The organism is Thermus amyloliquefaciens (assembly GCF_000744885.1).
Classification (GTDB): Bacteria; Deinococcota; Deinococci; order Deinococcales; family Thermaceae; genus Thermus; species Thermus amyloliquefaciens.
On record NZ_JQMV01000003.1, the window covers coordinates 1,557,712 to 1,572,468 of the forward strand.

Here is a 14,757-nt window from a genome sequence, read left to right on the forward strand (position 1 = left end):
CCCCGGGGCCGATAGACCCCGGGGATACCCTACGGCTAGCTCACTTCTTGATGAAGGTCAGCTCCAGCTCCCGCTGGCCCCAGATGCTGCTGATGATGGCATCGGGGTGCTCCCCACCCAGGCGGTTGTTCCAGGCGGGGTGGTAGTTGGGCCCGGCGATGTAGATGACGGGCAGGAGCTGGGCCTCAATCTCCTGCATGCGGTAGCCGATCTCCACCCGCTTCTTGAAGTCCAGCTCGGTGCGGCCACGGGAGTAAAGGGCATCCAGCTGGGTTTCCCTGGGATCCAGGCACTGGCCCGACTTGTTCCACATGTGCAGGTTACCCTTGCAGGGCACCACGTTGGGGCCAAAGGGCCAGTCGAGGCCGCCGCCGGTGAGGCCGATGATGATGGCGTCAAAGGGCCGGTCGGGGCCCGAGGAGAGGAGCTGGCCCACCAGGGTGTTGAAGTCTATGGCCTGGAAGTTGACCTTGACCCCCACCTTCTTGGCCTCGTCCACGATCAGCTTGGCGATCTGCTCCCGCTGGGTGTTGCCGGCGTTGGTGGCGAGGTTAAACTCAATCCGCCGCCCCCGGGAGTCCACCAGGTACCCCTCCCGGTCCTTCTTGATGAAGCCGAGCTCGGCAAGGAGCTTGGCCGCCTGCCGGAGGTCATACTCGTACTTGGGCACCTTGGGGTTGATCCACTGGGTAAGCACGGGGTAAACGCTCGTGTACATGGGGGTGCCCAGACCGCCGTAGACGATGTCCACCACCGCCTGACGGTTCACGATGTGGCTCATGGCCCGGCGGAACTTATCCGAGCGGAAAAGGCTTTGCTTGAAGGGATCCGAGGCCTTGTTCCAGTTGAAGACCATGAACTGGCTGCTGGCCACCGGGGAAGCGTTCACCTTGAGGGTGGCGTCCAAGCGGCCTTGCTGGATGGCCTGGCGCACCTGGGAGATGTGGTCCACGGTGGAGGGGGCAAAGACGTCGATGTTCCCCGCCAGGAACTCGGCCAGCTGGGCGTTGGTGTCCTTGACGATCTTGATCTCGTAGCGGTCCAGGTAGGGCAGGGGGTTGCCCGCCGCGTCCTTGTTCCACTCCCCGAAGGCGGGGTTGCGCTTCAGCACCAGGCGCTCCCCCGGGCGGTAGCTCTCGATGAGCCAGGGACCCCCGGACACGATGTTCTCGGGCTTTTCGTTCAGGGTCCACATCTTCTTGATGCCCTCCGCCCCATCCTTCTGGTAAACGGGCCCGAAGATGTGGGCCGGCCAGGGCGCAAAGCTGGCCACCCTAAAGGCATCCGCATCCGTCCTGGGGTAGATGAAGCGGATGGTGTAGTCGTCAATCTTGCGCAGGGTGATGGGCTTGCCGTCAATAAAGAAGTCATCGTACCTGTTGGACCCCACCGCCTTATCCGTGTGGATGCGCCAGGTCATGATCCAGTCGTCGGCGGTGATGGGACGGCCGTCCGACCACTTCATGCCCTTGCGGATCTTGAAGGTGATCTCCAGCTTGTTGGCGCTTACGCTGAAGGACTCCGCCATGTAGGGGATCCAGTCCCCAGTGGTGGGGTCGCGGATGACCAGGCCCCTGGCCCCCGAGATGGTGGCCGGCACGTTATCCGCCTCGGCGGTGATGAAGGGGTTGAAGGTGCGGTAGTCGGAGATCGTCGCTTGCCTCAGGGTACCTCCCCGCTTCACCTCAGAGGGCTTGGCCACGGTCCACTTCTGGGGCCAGACAAAGGTCTGGGCGCTGGCCACGCCGGCTAAAGCTAAAGCCGCCGCCAACCAGAAAGCTTTCCTCATAGGTCTCCTCCCGAAACCTTACGCTGGTCAAGGTACCCCCACTCCTTGGACCCTGTCAAGGGTGAGGGGCCAACCTTGACCCCAGAAGGGGGCCATGGAAAAATCCCCTCTATAAGGAGGGGACATGCGGGCAATCCTGATGGAGGCTCGAGGCGGCCCGGAGGTGCTCAAGCCCGGGGAGGTCCCCGCCCCCGAGCCCGGTCCCAAAGAGGTGCGCCTCCGGGTAAAGGCTGCAGCCCTCAACCACCTGGACATCTGGGTACGCAAGGGGGTGGCCAGCCCCAAACTTCCCTTACCCCACGTGCTAGGGGCTGACGCCAGCGGGGTAGTGGACGCGGTGGGCCCTGGGGTCACGGGGTTCGCTCCGGGAGACGAGGTGGTGGTGAACCCCGGCCTCTCCTGCGGGCACTGCGAGCGCTGCCTGGCGGGGGAGGATAACCTCTGTTCCCGGTACGAGATCCTGGGGGAGCATCGCTGGGGAGCCTACGCGGAGTACCTGGTGGTGCCCGAGGTCAATCTCGTGAGGAAACCGCAAAACCTCTCCTTCGTGGAGGCGGCCGCCATTCCCCTCACCTTCCTCACCGCCTGGCAGATGGTGGTGGACAAGCTCCAGGTGCGTCCTGGGGAAGAGGTATTGGTGATGGCTGCGGGCAGCGGGGTGAGCGTGGCCGCCATCCAGATCGCCAAGCTCTTCGGGGCCAGGGTTATCGCCACCGCAGGCTCGGAGGAAAAGCTCAGGAAGGCCAAGGAGCTGGGAGCCGATGAAACCGTGAACTACACCCACCCCGACTGGCCCAAGGAGGTGCGCCGCCTAACCGGCGGGAAGGGCGCCGACAAGGTGGTGGACCACACCGGGGCCCTTTACTTTGAGGGGGTGATCCGGGCCACGGCCAATGGGGGCAGGATTGCCATCGCCGGAGCTTCCTCGGGGTACGAGGGCACCCTTCCCTTCGCCCATGTGTTCTTCCGGCAACTTTCCATCCTAGGCTCCACCATGGGCTCCAAAAGCCGCCTCTTCCCCATCCTGCGCTTCGTGGAGCAAGGCAAGCTCAAGCCGGTGGTGGGGCAGGTACTCCCCCTGGAAGAGGCGGCCGAGGGGCACCGCCTCCTGGAAGAGAGGCGGGTCTTCGGCAAGGTGGTCCTGCAGGTGGACTGAGGACACGTTTCCCTAGCGGAGCGCGTAAAATGCCGGGGAGAGGTGAGGCCATGGAGCACACAGACGTGATCATCATCGGCGCCGGGCCAGCGGGGCTTTTCGCGGGCTTTTACGTGGGCATGCGGGGGCTCACCTTCCGCTTCCTGGACCCTCTGCCGGAACCAGGGGGGCAGCTCGCCGCCCTTTACCCAGAGAAGTACATCTACGACGTGGCGGGCTTTCCCAAGGTGTATGCCAAGGACCTGGTGAAGGGGCTAGTGGAGCAGGTGGCCCCCTTCCACCCCATCTACAGCCTGGGGGAGCGGGCGGAAACCCTGGAAAAAGACGGGGAACTCTTCAAGGTGACCACCTCCTCCGGCAACACCTACACCGCCAAGGCGGTGATCATCGCCGCCGGGGTGGGGGCCTTTGAACCCCGGCGCCTGGGGGCTCCAGGGGAAAAGGAGCTCGAGGGCAAGGGCGTCTACTATGCGGTCAAAACCAAGGCCGAGTTCCAGGGGAAACGGGTCCTGATCGTGGGGGGTGGGGATAGCGCCGTGGACTGGGCCTTGAACCTCCTGGGTACCGCCCGGGAGATCACCCTGATCCACAGGAGGCCCCAGTTCCGGGCCCACGAGGCCAGCGTGAAGGAGCTCCTCAAGGCGCACGAGGAAGGGCGGCTCACCGTGCTGACCCCCTACGAGGTGCGGCGGATTGAGGGGAAGGAGCGCGTGGAAAAGGCGGTGATCTTCCACAACGCCACCCAGGAGGAAAAGGAGCTGGAGGTGGACGCCGTCTTGATCCTGGCGGGCTACCTCACCAAGCTGGGGCCCTTGGCCAACTGGGGGCTGGAGCTGGAAAAGAACAAGATCAAGGTGGACACCACCATGGCCACCAGCATCCCCGGGGTCTACGCCTGCGGGGATATCGTCACCTATCCGGGGAAACTCCCCCTCATCGTGTTGGGCTTCGGCGAGGCCGCCATCGCCGCCAACCACGCCGCCGCCTACGCCAACCCCGCCCTGAAGGTCAACCCCGGCCACTCCTCGGAAAAGGCCGAGGAGAAAGCCCCCGCTTAAAGACCCCTCCTCCCTTCAGGCCCCGGGCTACCCCGGGGCCCCTCTTTGTCCTAAGATGGGGCATATGCGGGTTGCCCTTTTCATTGACGGGTCGTACATGTACCTGGCCGCCAAACGCCTGGGTTGGAATGTGGACCACCGCCGGGTTCTCACCCAGTTCGCCACCCCGGAGCAGCTTTACAACGCTTTCTACTACGTCCCCATCACCGACCCCGAGGACGAACGCCAGCAACGCTTCATCGACGCCCTGGTCTTCATGGGGTACACGGTGCGTAGCCGTCTGGTGCGGGGGGATGCCCGGTTTGAGGCCATGATGGCCACGGACCTCCTCACCACCGCCCCCCGCTGGGACCGGGCCATCGTGGCCAGCGGCTCGGGGGATCTGGCCCACACCTTTAGCGCCCTGCGGGCCATGGGCAAGGAGATCCACCTCCTGGGCGTGCACGAGCTTGCGGACCTCGAGCTCCGCAACCAGGCGGACCGCTTCCTAAACCTCCCCGAGTGGCGGGAGGTGCTGGAGAGAACCCTGGGGGGGCGCCGCACCTATGTGGGCTACCCCGTGGAGGCCACGGTGGAGGTGCTCCCTGCCCCGGTGGAGGACGCCCAGCCCTAACCCATGCCCCCAGGCCCCTGGCTGGTGCTGTTGGCAGCGGGCCTTTTGTACCTGGCCCTTCCCCTTCCCCCTACCCTACCCCCCTCCCCCAGCCTCAGGGACCTCCTCCCCTACCCCAAGGCGCAACGGGAAGCCTGGGTCAGCCTCCACCTGGGCTTGAAGGCCAGCCTGCACCTCCTTTTGGACGAGAAGGCCGCCCGGGCCTACGACCGCCTGCTCCGCCTCGAGCTCAGAAACCAGCGCTCCGGCAAGCGGTCCGCCTACCCGGAGCCCAAGGGCGCCCTCCTGGCCGCCAAGCGCTGGGTGGAGGCCATCGGCCAGGCCCGGCGGGGGCAGAAGGTGGACCTCGAGGGCCTGCCCACCGCCCCCCACCACGTGCTCCCCCACGCCCAGGAGATCCGCGCCGCCGCCTACGCCCTCGGCATCCCTTACGGGGTGCTGGCCGCCATCGTGGACAACGAGCAGTACGGCGGGGACAAGGCCCTGGGGCTTTCCCGGGGGGTGCGCCAAGCGGCGGACGGCCTCGCCCAAGGGCTGGCGGAGGTCCAGGGCCACGCCCCCTTGAGCCGCACCCTGGGCCTGGCCCAGATGAGCTGGGAGGACGCCCTCAAGCAACAAGACCGCCTGCGCCTCTTCGGGGCCTGGGACCCGGCCCAACCCTTTCCCAGGACCGAAACCGAGGCCAGGAAGGCCCTGGAGAACCCCTACCTCAACCTCCTCTTCACCGCAAGCCGGCTCCGGGGGTACTTCAACGCCCTTCTCGGCCTTCCCCCATGGGACACCCGCCCCCTGGAGGACCCCTGGCTTTACTACCTGGGCCCCGCCTGGCACAACTACCCCCTTAGGGCCCAGAACCTGGAAACCTGGGAGGACAGCTTCCACGGCTTCTTCAAGGGCCTCTTTTACCAAGTGGCCCTGGAGGGGCGCTGGCACTTGGCAGGGCAGACCCTGATCCCCCTCAAGGCCTGGGGGCCGGGAGCCAAGGAGACGCCTCCCTCTTCCCTACCCGCCCTCACCCCCTAAGCCCTTCTGGGGCCCAAGCCAGGGCGGGGCGCTTAGATCCGCTCCATCCAGGGAAGGGGTTCCCCAGGGGGGAGCACCGGCCACCTCCCTTGCCGCATGTGGTGGAAGATGGCCTCCACGGCCTTTTCCGCTTCCTCCACCCAAGCCTTGGGGTAAAGGGGAAGCTTGGCCAAGAACTCCTCCCGGTCAAACACCTGGCAGACGTGGTCGGCGCGGCAACGCACGTCCAGCTCCAGGTCGTACTGGCGAAACCCCCTTCCCGTCCACTCCGCGGGGGTCTGGACGTTCCAGTAGTACTCCAACACCCGGCCTTGGCGCACGTCCGGCCCCCCGGAGTACCAAGCCCCAGGGAAGAAGGCCACATAGGCATCGTGGTCCAGCACCGCCTTCTTGCCCTTGGCCACGTGGTGGAAAACGCCCCCCTGGGGCAAAAGGGTCAGGACGCCTTCGGGCCGCACCTCCACCACCTGGGCCTCCCAGAGGTAGTGAAGGCTATCCCCGGGGTACTTGTAAAACTCCACCCGTACCCAATCCCCGGGGGCAACCGGCCAGACCGCGGCCCCCATCCGCAAAACCTAAAGCACCCGGTGGCCTACTTCTTGGTGCTGATGCCCAGGACCCTGTAAAGGGCGCAGAAGCCGGTGACCGCCGTGAAGAGCAAAACCACGCCCACGATGCCCAGGATCCAGTTCCAGGGCGAGGCCGACTGGAAGGCGAAGTAGAAGAGGACCAAGGCCAAGACGAAACGGATGACCCGGTCGGTGGTGCTCTCGTTCACCGTCATGTTCCACCTCCGCTTTTAGCTTATACCCTAGACCCCCAGTTTGGCCTCAGGCCCCCTTGTGCTACAATAGGCCTTCGGCTAGGGCCGTTAGCTCAATCGGTCAGAGCGGCCGGCTCATAACCGGTTGGTTGCAGGTTCAAGTCCTGCACGGCCCACCAAGGACGGGACCCGCCCTCGCCAGGGGGCGGGTCTTGCGCCCAAGGGGCACGAACCCACCTTTAAACTCAGGGCGTGGACGCCCTGCAAGCCTTCCAAGTCCTGGACCTCCGCATCGGCCGCATCCTGAGGGCCGAACCCCACGAGAAAGCCCGCAAACCCAGCTACAAGCTTTGGATTGACCTGGGGCCCTTGGGGGTTAAGCAAAGCTCGGCTCAGATCACGGAACTCTACCGCCCCGAGGACCTGGTGGGCCGCCTGGTGGTCTGTGCCGTGAACCTGGGAAGCCGCTCCATTGCCGGCTTCCTTTCCGAGGTGCTGGTCCTGGGGGCTAAGGATGGGGAGGGCCGGGTGGTCCTCCTCACCGTGGAGCGGGAGGTGCCCCTGGGGGAGAAGGTCTTCTAAAGGGTCCGGGTCACCTTGGTGAGGTGCCGGGGCCGGTCGGGGTCCAGGCCCCGGGCCCGGGCCAGGGCCTCCACCTTGGGGTAGAAGGCCTGGGCCAGAAGAAGAGGGGTGAGCTCGGGCTCGGAGGCCACGGGCAGGGCCAGGGGGGAGTCCGCCAGGGCCAGGGCATCGGGTTCCGGGGAGAGAAGGAGGAGGTGAGCCCCCTTCGCCTTTAGCCCCGCCAAGGTGGCCAGCAGGCCCTCCAGGGTCTCATCCCTTTGCGCCAAGACCAGCACGGGAAAGCCCGCCTCCAAAAGGGCTTGGGGACCATGCAGGAACTCCGCCGCCGAAAACCCCTCCGCATGAAGCCCCGCCACCTCCTTGAGCTTCAAGGCCGCCTCGAGGGCCAGGGGATACGTGAACCCCCGCCCCAGGAGGAAAAGGTTTTCCGCATCCACCAGGTAATCCAGCTCCCCCACGGTGTCCAAGGCCCGGTGCAGGGCCTCGGGTAAGGCGGGCAGGGCCTGGCGCAGGTGGGAGGCCTCCACCAGGTGGGCCAGGAGGTGGACCGTGGCGGCCAGCATGGCAAGAAAGCTCTTGGTGGCCGCCACCGCCTTCTCCTCCCCGGCATGGAGGGGAAGGACCACCTCCGCCCCGCGGGCCAGGGGGCTATCCTCCCGGTTCACCAAGGCCACGGTGAGAACCCCCTGGGCCCGGTAGGCGGCCACGGCCTCCAGGAGGTCCGGGCTCTCCCCGCTTTGGCTGTAGGCCAGGAGAAGCGAAGGAAAGGGCACCCGGGGCCTGGCCCGGTAAAGGGTGAGGACGGAAGGGGCCAAGGAGAGGACGGGCCATTCCAGGCGGGCCTCGAGGAGGTACTTGGCGAAAAGGGCCGCATGATCGGAACTCCCCCGGGCCACGGTAAGGGTGAGGGCCGGGGGGCGCCGCCTCAGGAAGCGGGCCAGGCTTCGCACCTCAGCCTCGTTTTCCCTAAGGAGATGCTCAATGACCTTAGGCGCCTCCTCCGCCTCGGCGCGCATCCAAGAGGCCATGAGTCCACTATAGGCCATGGGGAAGTTCCCTCTTGCCACCTGGTCCTTGCCCGAAGGTGGTGGTATACTTCCACGGATGGACCGCATCGTCATCCGGGGGGCGCGGGAGCACAACCTCAAGAACATCAGCCTGGAGCTCCCACGGGGCAAGTTCATCGTCATCACCGGGGTTTCGGGCTCGGGCAAGAGCACCCTGGCCTTTGACACCATCTACGCGGAGGGGCAACGGCGCTACGTGGAAAGCCTCTCCAGCTACGCCCGCCAGTTCCTGGGGGTCATGGACAAGCCCGAGGTGGAAAGCATCGAGGGCCTCTCCCCCGCCATCTCCATTGACCAGAAGACCACCAGCCACAACCCCCGCTCCACCGTGGGCACGGTGACGGAGATCCACGACTACCTCCGCCTCCTTTACGCCCGCATCGGCACCGCCTACTGCCCGGAGTGCGGCCGCCCCATTGAGAAGCAGTCCGCCAGCGAGATCACCGACCGCCTCCTGCAGAAGCCTCCGGGCACCCGGGCCATCCTCCTGGCCCCCCTGGTGCGGGGCAGGAAGGGGGAGTACCGCAAGCTTTTCCAGCAACTCCTGAAGGAAGGCTACGCCCGGGTGCGGGTGGACGGGGTCATCTACCTCCTGGAGGAGGCCCAGGGGCTGAACCTGGAAAAGTACGAGAAGCACGACATTGACCTGGTGATCGACCGGGTGGTGCTCAAGGAGGAGGAGCGCCCCCGCATCGCCGAGGCGGTGGAGCTCTGCCTCCTCCGGGGGGAGGGGCTCATGCGGGTCCTCTACCCGGACTCCGGCCAGGAGGAGCTTTTCTCCGAGAAGTTCGCCTGCCCCGAGCACGGAAGCGTCCTGGAGGAGCTGGAGCCCCGCATCTTCTCCTTCAACGCCCCCTACGGGGCCTGCCCCGCCTGCTCCGGCCTTGGGTACAAGCAGGAGTTTGACCCCGAGCTGATCGTAAACCCCGAGCTCTCCCTGGCCGAGGGGGCCATCCTGCCCTGGGCCCGGGGGCGGGACACGGGCCGTAGCTACCTTTGGGACCGGCTTAGGGCCCTGGCGGAGCACCTGGGCTTTGACCTCAAGACCCCCTTCAAGGACCTGCCGGAGGAGGCCAAGCAGGCGGTGCTCCACGGGCTTCCCGAGCCCTTTGAGGTGGTCTTCCGCCGCGGGGGAAAGGAGACCTTCCGGGTGGAGGTCCACTACGAGGGGGTCATCCCCTGGCTCACCAAGCGGTACCAGGAGGCGGAGTCCGAGGGGGTGAAGGAGTTCCTGGAGGGCTTCATGTCCCTGAAGCCCTGCCCCGCGTGCGGGGGCACCCGCTACAAGAAGGAGGTGCTCTCGGTGCGGGTGGCGGGCAAGAACATCGCCGAGGTTTCCGCCCTGCCGGTGCGGGAGGCCCTGGCCTTCTTCCAGAACCTGGAGGAGGAGCTCAGCCCCTTCCAGGCCCAGATCGCCCGGCCCATCCTGCGGGAGATCGTGGAGCGCCTGGGGTTTTTGGTGGGGGTGGGCCTGGACTACCTCACCCTGGACCGGGCGGCCAACACCCTCTCCGGGGGCGAGGCCCAGCGCATCCGCCTGGCCACCCAGGTGGGGTCGGGGCTCACCGGGGTCTTGTACGTGCTGGACGAGCCCTCCATCGGCCTCCACCCCCGGGACAACCAGCGCCTCATCCAAACCCTGAAGCGGCTCCAGGGGCTTGGCAACACCCTGATCGTGGTGGAGCACGACGAGGAGACCATGCGGGCCGCGGACTGGATCGTGGACATGGGGCCCGGGGCCGGGATCCACGGGGGGGAGGTGGTGGCCCAAGGCCCCCTGGAGGAGATCCTACGGAACCCCAAAAGCCTCACCGGGGCCTACCTGCGGGGGGAGAAGCGGATCCCCGTGCCCAGGGAGCGCAGGAAGGGAAACGGCAAGTGGCTGGTCCTAAGGGGGGCCCGGGAGCACAACCTGAAAAACGTCACCCTGCGCATCCCCCTGGGCCGCTTCGTGGCGGTGACGGGGCCTTCGGGCTCGGGAAAGAGCACCCTGATCCACGACATCCTCTACGCCGCCTTGGCGCAAAGGCTCATGCGGGCCAAGGCCACCCCCGGAGCCTTTGACGCCCTGGAGGGCCTCGAGCACCTGGACAAGGTGATCGAGATCGACCAGTCCCCCATCGGCCGCACCCCCCGCTCCAACCCCGCCACCTACACGGGGATCTTTGACGAGATCCGCGACCTCTTCGCCAAGACCCCGGAGGCCCGCAAGCGGGGCTACGGCCCAGGCCGCTTCTCCTTCAACGTGAAGGGGGGGCGGTGCGAGGCCTGTGGCGGGGACGGCACGGTGAAGATCGAGATGCTCTTCCTGCCCGACCTCTACGTGCCTTGCGAGGTGTGCAAGGGCAAGCGCTACAACAAGGAAACCCTTGAGGTCAAGCTCAGGGGCAAGAGCATCGCCGACGTGCTGGACATGACCGTCGAGGAAGCCCTGGAGTTTTTCCAAAATGTTCCCACCATCGCCCGCAAGCTCCAGCTCATGGTGGACGTGGGCCTGGGGTACATGCGCCTGGGCCAGCCCTCCCCCACCCTTTCCGGGGGCGAGGCCCAGCGGATCAAGCTGGCCACGGAGCTAGGCCGCAAGGCCACGGGCCGCACCCTCTACATCCTGGACGAACCCACCACCGGCCTCCACTTTGAGGACGTGGCCAAGCTCCTCTCCGTGCTCCACCGCCTGGTGGATGCGGGCAACACCGTGGTGGTCATCGAGCACAACCTGGACGTGGTGAAGACCGCTGACTGGGTGATCGACCTGGGCCCAGAAGGGGGCGACCGGGGCGGGGAGATCGTGGCCGAGGGCACCCCGGAGGAGGTGGCCCTTTCGGGAAGCCCCACGGGGCTCTTCCTGGCCAAGATCCCCGAAATCGCCGAGAGGCTGAAGGTGGCGGCGGATTAACTGCCCCTCTCCTGAGGGGGACCCTTAGGCCTTGGCGGATTTCCTGGAAGCCTGGGGAGGCTGGTGGCGGGCCAGGATCCCCTCCAGGGCCAAGGACATGGATTTTTCCAACTCCTCCCCGAAGTCCCGGTTAGGGGTGTAGGCCGCCCAGCGCAAGGCGGCGAGGAAGTAGAGATCGGCCAAGGTGCGGCCCATGCGTTCCAGGGAAAGGTCCTGCCGCACCACCCCCCTGTCCCGCAGGGGCTTGAGCACCTCGGCGATCAAATCCCCCAAGGGCAGGGCCATGAAGGCCGCCTTGGCCCGGATGGGGTCGGGGTTTAAAAGCTCATAGAGGAGGGGCAAGAGGAGGTCCTTCTCCCCTTGGGTAAAGGCGGCAAGCCTCTGGAAGAGGAGGCGCAACAGGGCCAGGGGTTCTTCCCCCTGGGCAAGCCCACGCCGCACCTCTTCCCGAAGGTCAGCCAACAGGAGGCTTCCGTACTCCAGGAGCACGGCCTCCTTGTAGGGGTAGTAGTTGAAGAAGGTGCCCCGGGACACGTGGGCGGCCTTGGCGATATCGGTGGCGGTGGTTTCCCGGAAGCCCCGCTGGCGGAAAAGGGCCATGGCCGCCTGAAAAATCCGCTCGCGGCGGCGCTTTTTTTGATACTCCCTCACGGTCATGGGGGTAGTGTACTACCGTATAAACTCATAGTTCAATCGCTTTTTGTGCCCAATCCTCCAAGGCCTTCCACAGGGACAACCCCCCGAGGGTGGAATAGACCTTGGCCTCCCGGTGGAAGGGAGCCTCCACCACCTGGTAGCCTTGCCTGGCCAAGACCTGGGCCACCTCGCCCCTGGCCGCCACCCGGGGAGGCAGCCGGCCCACCTCCGCCAGGAAGAGGTGGGCGTTGAACCCCAAAAACACCGCCCGCAAACCCTCCCACACCTCCTCCACGAAGGCCACGTAGGTGGGGTCCCGGGCCATCCGGGCCGGCCTTTGGGCCCCCGGGATGAGGAGGGCTTCCGGGGGTGGGGCCGCAGGGAAGGCGTAGGTGGGGGTCCAAACGGAGCCCGCCAGGGCCGGGGTTCCCTTGCGTCCCTTGGCCACGGTGTAGGCGGGAAGCCCCAAGCGCCGGCTCGCTTCCAGGGCGATGGCCGCTTCCAGCTCGGCAAACTCGGGAAGGAGCAAAACGGCCAGCACTTTGGACCATCCTAGCACCGCAGGCCGTCACCGCAGAAGCTGGTAGAGGAGAAGGGCGGCCTCCCCCCGGGTCACGGGATCGCCACCGGAAAACCTGCCCTCCCCCAAGGCCTGCAGGATCTGGTTCAGCAGGGACCTCCCCATGGGCCTCTGCAACTCCTCCTGGAAAAGCTCCCGGGCCTTCAACACCACCCTAAGGCGCTCCTCAGACCCCTTGGCCCGGTGGTAGTGCTCCAGGTTGGCCAGGAAATCCCCCAAAAGGATGGGCTGGGAGAGGCCCAAGGACCCCTTGAGGTAGTAGGGCCCAGCGAAGAGGCCCCGCCGCAGGAGGGCCACCGCCTCCCGGTAGCCCGGCCGGTCCGCCTCCACCCGCCCCTTCTCCGGGGAGTCAAGGCGTGCCCCCCGCTCCAGAAGCCGCCTGCGCAAGGCCTCCAGGCCCCCTGGGCTTTGGGCCAGCTCGTGGAAGCTGGCCAGGGGCACCTTTAGAAGCCCCGCCTGGGGCGCCTTGCGCAAGAGGGCCGCCGCCACCCCTGCCGCCTCCCCCAGGGCCATCTGTAAGGGGACCACCCGGGCGGAGAAGGCGGCCACGCTGTCAAACCCCGCCGCCTGGGAAACCACCAGCAGGTTCCTCAACTCCTGGGGCACCAGGCTGCGGAAGGGCACCCCGTAGGGCGCCGGGGTACCCAGGAGGTAAGGGGTTTCCCCGGGGAAGTAAGCCTGGCCGTCCAAGGGGTACCCCCCCAAGGCCACGGCGTCGGGAAAGGTCCGGCCCAGGAGAACCTCCTCCGCCCTTAGGCGGTAAAGGGCCTTGAGGTGGCGGCTTTCCCGGAGGTAAAGGTCCGGGGCCACCCCGCTCATGCGGGCGGTGCCAAAGAGCAGGGGATCCTTTTCCCTTAGGTAGGCCACCACCCGTTCGGCCTCGAGGGCCGCCTCCTGCCGCACCCGCTCCAGGCTCAGGGGATCCGCCCCCTCCAACCCAAAGAGGAGGAGGGCGTTCACCAGGAGGCTGCCGTCGTCCTGGCGGGCCAGGTTCAGGCCCCGGAGGGCATAGCGGTTGGGGTCGGAGGGAAGGTAACCCCGCACCAGACCCGCAAAGCCCCAGCCGCTCCTCCCCCAGGCCCCGGCCCCCGTGCGCCGCACCTGGCCCTCGTAGTTCAGGGCCAGAAAGACCGCCCCCCAGGGAACCCCCTCCAGCCGGAAGACCAAGGTGGCCGCCATGCGCCTCGAGTCCAGGCCGGTGTCCTCCCTGCCCTGGGTGAAGCTGGCCCCGGCGCGGAAGGCCAGCTCGGCGGTATCGCTGGCGTCCACGAAGTAAGGAGCGGAAACGGGACCCTCCGGGGTCGCCACCAGGGCCAGGCGGCCCGCCTCCACCTCCACCCGGTCCAAGAAGGCCTGGAGCCTAACCTCCACTCCTGCCTCCCGGAGCATGGCCCAGAAAGCTTCTTCCGCCCGCTTCACATCAAAGGAGGCCTCTTGCCCAATGCGGCGGTAAAACTCGCGAAACAGCCCTCCCTGGAGAAGGCCCTCCTGGTCCTTGGCCAGGTCCAGGGTGGCCAACCACCCTTGGGTGAGCACCCCCCCTACCCCCCGGCCGGGTTCCAGCAGCAAAACCCTAAGGCCCTCCTGGGCGGCGGCCACCGCCGCCATAACCCCTTGGGGGGTGGCCCCGTAGACCACCAGGTCGTACTGGGCCCAGGCCAGACCCCACCCCAAAACAAAGGCTAGGAGAAGAAAACGCATGGGCCGATGCGCTTGGCCAGCGGTCCCGGATCCCACCTCAAGGGAGGTGGGCCTTCGCCTCCTGGTACTCCGCCACCAGCCGCTCCACCACCTCCCTGGCGGAGGGGAGGTCCCGGATGAAGGCCACCCCGTGCCCGGCGGAGTAGACCTCCTTCCAGGCCTTGCCCCCACCCTGGCGGAAGCGCTCCAAGGACTCCCTTAGGAAGTTGGCGGGCACCCCGGTCACCTCGGGGGTGTACTGGATGTCCTCGGGGGTGGCCCTGAGCAGGGCTTCCTTGTACTCCAAGGGGGCTTCGGACTCCAAGGTGGCGATGAAGCGGGTGCCCACGTAGGCCCCGTCCCCCAGGGCCAGGGCCGCCAAAAGCTGCCTTCCCGTGGCGATGCCTCCGGCGATGAGCACGGGCACCCCCAGCTCTTCCCGCAACCAGGGCCCCAACACAAAGGGGCTTACCGTCCCCGCGTGCCCCCCGGCCCCGCTGGCCACCGCCACCAGGGCGTCGGCCCCGGCCTCCACCGCCTTCTTGCCGTGCCTTAGGCCCACCACGTCGCACCAGACCACCCCGCCATAGGCCTTGACCCGCTCCACCACCCGGGTGGGATCCCCCAAGGAGGTGACCACCAAGGGGACCCGGCGCTCGGCCACCGCTTCCAGGTCCTCCTCGAGGCGGGGGTTGTCCTTGAGGATCAGGTTCACCCCGAAGGGAAGCCCTGGGGGAAAGGTCTCCAAAAACTCCCGAAAGCCCGCATGGGTGCGGAAGTTCAGGCTGGGGATGACCCCGATGGCCCCGGCCTCGGCCACCGCCTGGAGCAACCTGGCCCCAGACACCAAAAACATGGGAGCGGCCACGATGGGATAACGGATGCCCAGCATGCGGGTGATGGCGGTCTCCATG

At 66.8% G+C, this 14,757-nt stretch carries 14 protein-coding genes and 1 tRNA gene; 7 read left to right on the forward strand and 8 right to left on the reverse strand.

Annotation, left to right across the window (positions count from 1 at the left end; all coding sequences use genetic code 11):
- Window positions 1–40: 40 nt before the first annotated feature.
- Complete coding sequence (locus BS74_RS08330) at window positions 41–1,789, reverse strand: ABC transporter substrate-binding protein (RefSeq protein ID WP_038057827.1); 1,749 nt, start codon at window positions 1,787–1,789, stop codon at window positions 41–43.
- Between the two features lie 124 nt (window positions 1,790–1,913).
- Here BS74_RS08330 and BS74_RS08335 point away from each other — a divergent pair, with 124 nt between their 5' ends.
- The 4 genes from BS74_RS08335 (at window position 1,914) to BS74_RS08350 (ending at window position 5,639) form a co-directional block, all read left to right on the forward strand.
- Window positions 1,914–2,945, forward strand: a complete 1,032-nt coding sequence (locus tag BS74_RS08335) for a zinc-binding dehydrogenase (protein WP_038057829.1) — start codon at window positions 1,914–1,916, stop codon at window positions 2,943–2,945.
- A gap of 50 nt (window positions 2,946–2,995) precedes the next feature.
- Window positions 2,996–4,003: an NAD(P)/FAD-dependent oxidoreductase gene (locus BS74_RS08340; RefSeq protein ID WP_038057831.1), complete on the forward strand. Its 1,008-nt coding sequence runs from the start codon at window positions 2,996–2,998 to the stop codon at window positions 4,001–4,003.
- A gap of 64 nt (window positions 4,004–4,067) precedes the next feature.
- Window positions 4,068–4,616: a LabA-like NYN domain-containing protein gene (locus BS74_RS08345; protein WP_038057834.1), complete on the forward strand. Its 549-nt coding sequence runs from the start codon at window positions 4,068–4,070 to the stop codon at window positions 4,614–4,616.
- 3 nt (window positions 4,617–4,619) lie between these two features.
- The gene (locus tag BS74_RS08350) at window positions 4,620–5,639 is read left to right on the forward strand and encodes a hypothetical protein (RefSeq protein ID WP_038057836.1); all 1,020 of its coding nucleotides are present in this window, start codon (window positions 4,620–4,622) and stop codon (window positions 5,637–5,639) included.
- A 32-nt stretch (window positions 5,640–5,671) separates the two neighbouring features.
- Here the strand turns inward: BS74_RS08350 and BS74_RS08355 are convergent, their stop codons facing one another.
- Together BS74_RS08355 and BS74_RS08360 are read right to left on the reverse strand one after the other, a co-directional pair.
- Window positions 5,672–6,205 carry a ribonuclease FAU-1 family protein gene (locus BS74_RS08355; protein ID WP_038057838.1) on the reverse strand — a complete coding sequence of 178 codons (534 nt, stop codon included), beginning with the start codon at window positions 6,203–6,205 and terminating at the stop codon, window positions 5,672–5,674.
- Between the two features lie 26 nt (window positions 6,206–6,231).
- A complete protein-coding gene (locus tag BS74_RS08360) occupies window positions 6,232–6,423 on the reverse strand; it encodes a YgaP family membrane protein (protein WP_038057842.1) in 192 nt (63 codons plus the stop codon).
- 81 nt (window positions 6,424–6,504) lie between these two features.
- Between BS74_RS08360 and BS74_RS08365 the strand changes: the two genes are divergently transcribed.
- Window positions 6,505–6,581: transfer RNA gene (locus BS74_RS08365), tRNA-Ile, on the forward strand.
- Between the two features lie 73 nt (window positions 6,582–6,654).
- Window positions 6,655–6,984 carry a tRNA-binding protein gene (locus BS74_RS08370; RefSeq protein ID WP_038057846.1) on the forward strand — a complete coding sequence of 110 codons (330 nt, stop codon included), beginning with the start codon at window positions 6,655–6,657 and terminating at the stop codon, window positions 6,982–6,984.
- Here BS74_RS08370 and BS74_RS08375 read toward each other — a convergent pair.
- On the reverse strand, window positions 6,981–8,012 hold the full coding sequence (locus BS74_RS08375) for an SIS domain-containing protein (RefSeq protein ID WP_038057848.1): 1,032 nt from the start codon (window positions 8,010–8,012) through the stop codon (window positions 6,981–6,983). The two genes, BS74_RS08370 and BS74_RS08375, sit on opposite strands and share 4 nt — an antisense overlap.
- A gap of 76 nt (window positions 8,013–8,088) precedes the next feature.
- On the opposite strand from BS74_RS08375, the gene uvrA reads away from it, so the two are divergent.
- Window positions 8,089–10,947, forward strand: coding sequence for an excinuclease ABC subunit UvrA (gene uvrA, locus BS74_RS08380; RefSeq protein ID WP_038057850.1), 2,859 nt, complete (start codon window positions 8,089–8,091; stop codon window positions 10,945–10,947).
- Window positions 10,948–10,971: 24 nt separating this feature from the next.
- Here the strand turns inward: uvrA and BS74_RS08385 are convergent, their stop codons facing one another.
- Genes BS74_RS08385 through BS74_RS08400 form a run of 4 tightly spaced genes read right to left on the reverse strand, consistent with a single transcriptional unit; the run spans window position 10,972 to window position 14,756 of the window.
- Window positions 10,972–11,604: a TetR/AcrR family transcriptional regulator gene (locus tag BS74_RS08385; protein WP_038057852.1), complete on the reverse strand. Its 633-nt coding sequence runs from the start codon at window positions 11,602–11,604 to the stop codon at window positions 10,972–10,974.
- A gap of 25 nt (window positions 11,605–11,629) precedes the next feature.
- On the reverse strand, window positions 11,630–12,124 hold the full coding sequence (locus BS74_RS08390) for a hypothetical protein (RefSeq protein WP_038057854.1): 495 nt from the start codon (window positions 12,122–12,124) through the stop codon (window positions 11,630–11,632).
- A 27-nt stretch (window positions 12,125–12,151) separates the two neighbouring features.
- Window positions 12,152–13,864, reverse strand: coding sequence for an FAD-dependent oxidoreductase (locus BS74_RS08395; RefSeq protein WP_038057856.1), 1,713 nt, complete (start codon window positions 13,862–13,864; stop codon window positions 12,152–12,154).
- Between the two features lie 37 nt (window positions 13,865–13,901).
- Entirely contained in the window at window positions 13,902–14,756 is an 855-nt protein-coding gene (locus BS74_RS08400; RefSeq protein WP_038057858.1) for an NAD(P)H-dependent flavin oxidoreductase, read from the reverse strand.
- Window position 14,757 lies beyond the last annotated feature (1 nt).

What these genes read in the sequence shown, in the direction of transcription:
- BS74_RS08330 (WP_038057827.1), bottom strand. Translation starts at nt 1,789, where the DNA reads ATGAGGAAAGCTTTCTGGTTGGCGGCGGCTTTAGCTTTAGCCGGCGTG.
- BS74_RS08335 (WP_038057829.1), top strand. Translation starts at nt 1,914, where the DNA reads ATGCGGGCAATCCTGATGGAGGCTCGAGGCGGCCCGGAGGTGCTCAAG.
- BS74_RS08340 (WP_038057831.1), top strand. Translation starts at nt 2,996, where the DNA reads ATGGAGCACACAGACGTGATCATCATCGGCGCCGGGCCAGCGGGGCTT.
- BS74_RS08345 (WP_038057834.1), top strand. Translation starts at nt 4,068, where the DNA reads ATGCGGGTTGCCCTTTTCATTGACGGGTCGTACATGTACCTGGCCGCC.
- BS74_RS08350 (WP_038057836.1), top strand. Translation starts at nt 4,620, where the DNA reads ATGCCCCCAGGCCCCTGGCTGGTGCTGTTGGCAGCGGGCCTTTTGTAC.
- BS74_RS08355 (WP_038057838.1), bottom strand. Translation starts at nt 6,205, where the DNA reads ATGGGGGCCGCGGTCTGGCCGGTTGCCCCCGGGGATTGGGTACGGGTG.
- BS74_RS08360 (WP_038057842.1), bottom strand. Translation starts at nt 6,423, where the DNA reads ATGACGGTGAACGAGAGCACCACCGACCGGGTCATCCGTTTCGTCTTG.
- BS74_RS08375 (WP_038057848.1), bottom strand. Translation starts at nt 8,012, where the DNA reads ATGGCCTCTTGGATGCGCGCCGAGGCGGAGGAGGCGCCTAAGGTCATT.
- uvrA (WP_038057850.1), top strand. Translation starts at nt 8,089, where the DNA reads ATGGACCGCATCGTCATCCGGGGGGCGCGGGAGCACAACCTCAAGAAC.
- BS74_RS08385 (WP_038057852.1), bottom strand. Translation starts at nt 11,604, where the DNA reads ATGACCGTGAGGGAGTATCAAAAAAAGCGCCGCCGCGAGCGGATTTTT.
- BS74_RS08395 (WP_038057856.1), bottom strand. Translation starts at nt 13,864, where the DNA reads ATGCGTTTTCTTCTCCTAGCCTTTGTTTTGGGGTGGGGTCTGGCCTGG.
- BS74_RS08400 (WP_038057858.1), bottom strand. Translation starts at nt 14,756, where the DNA reads ATGGAGACCGCCATCACCCGCATGCTGGGCATCCGTTATCCCATCGTG.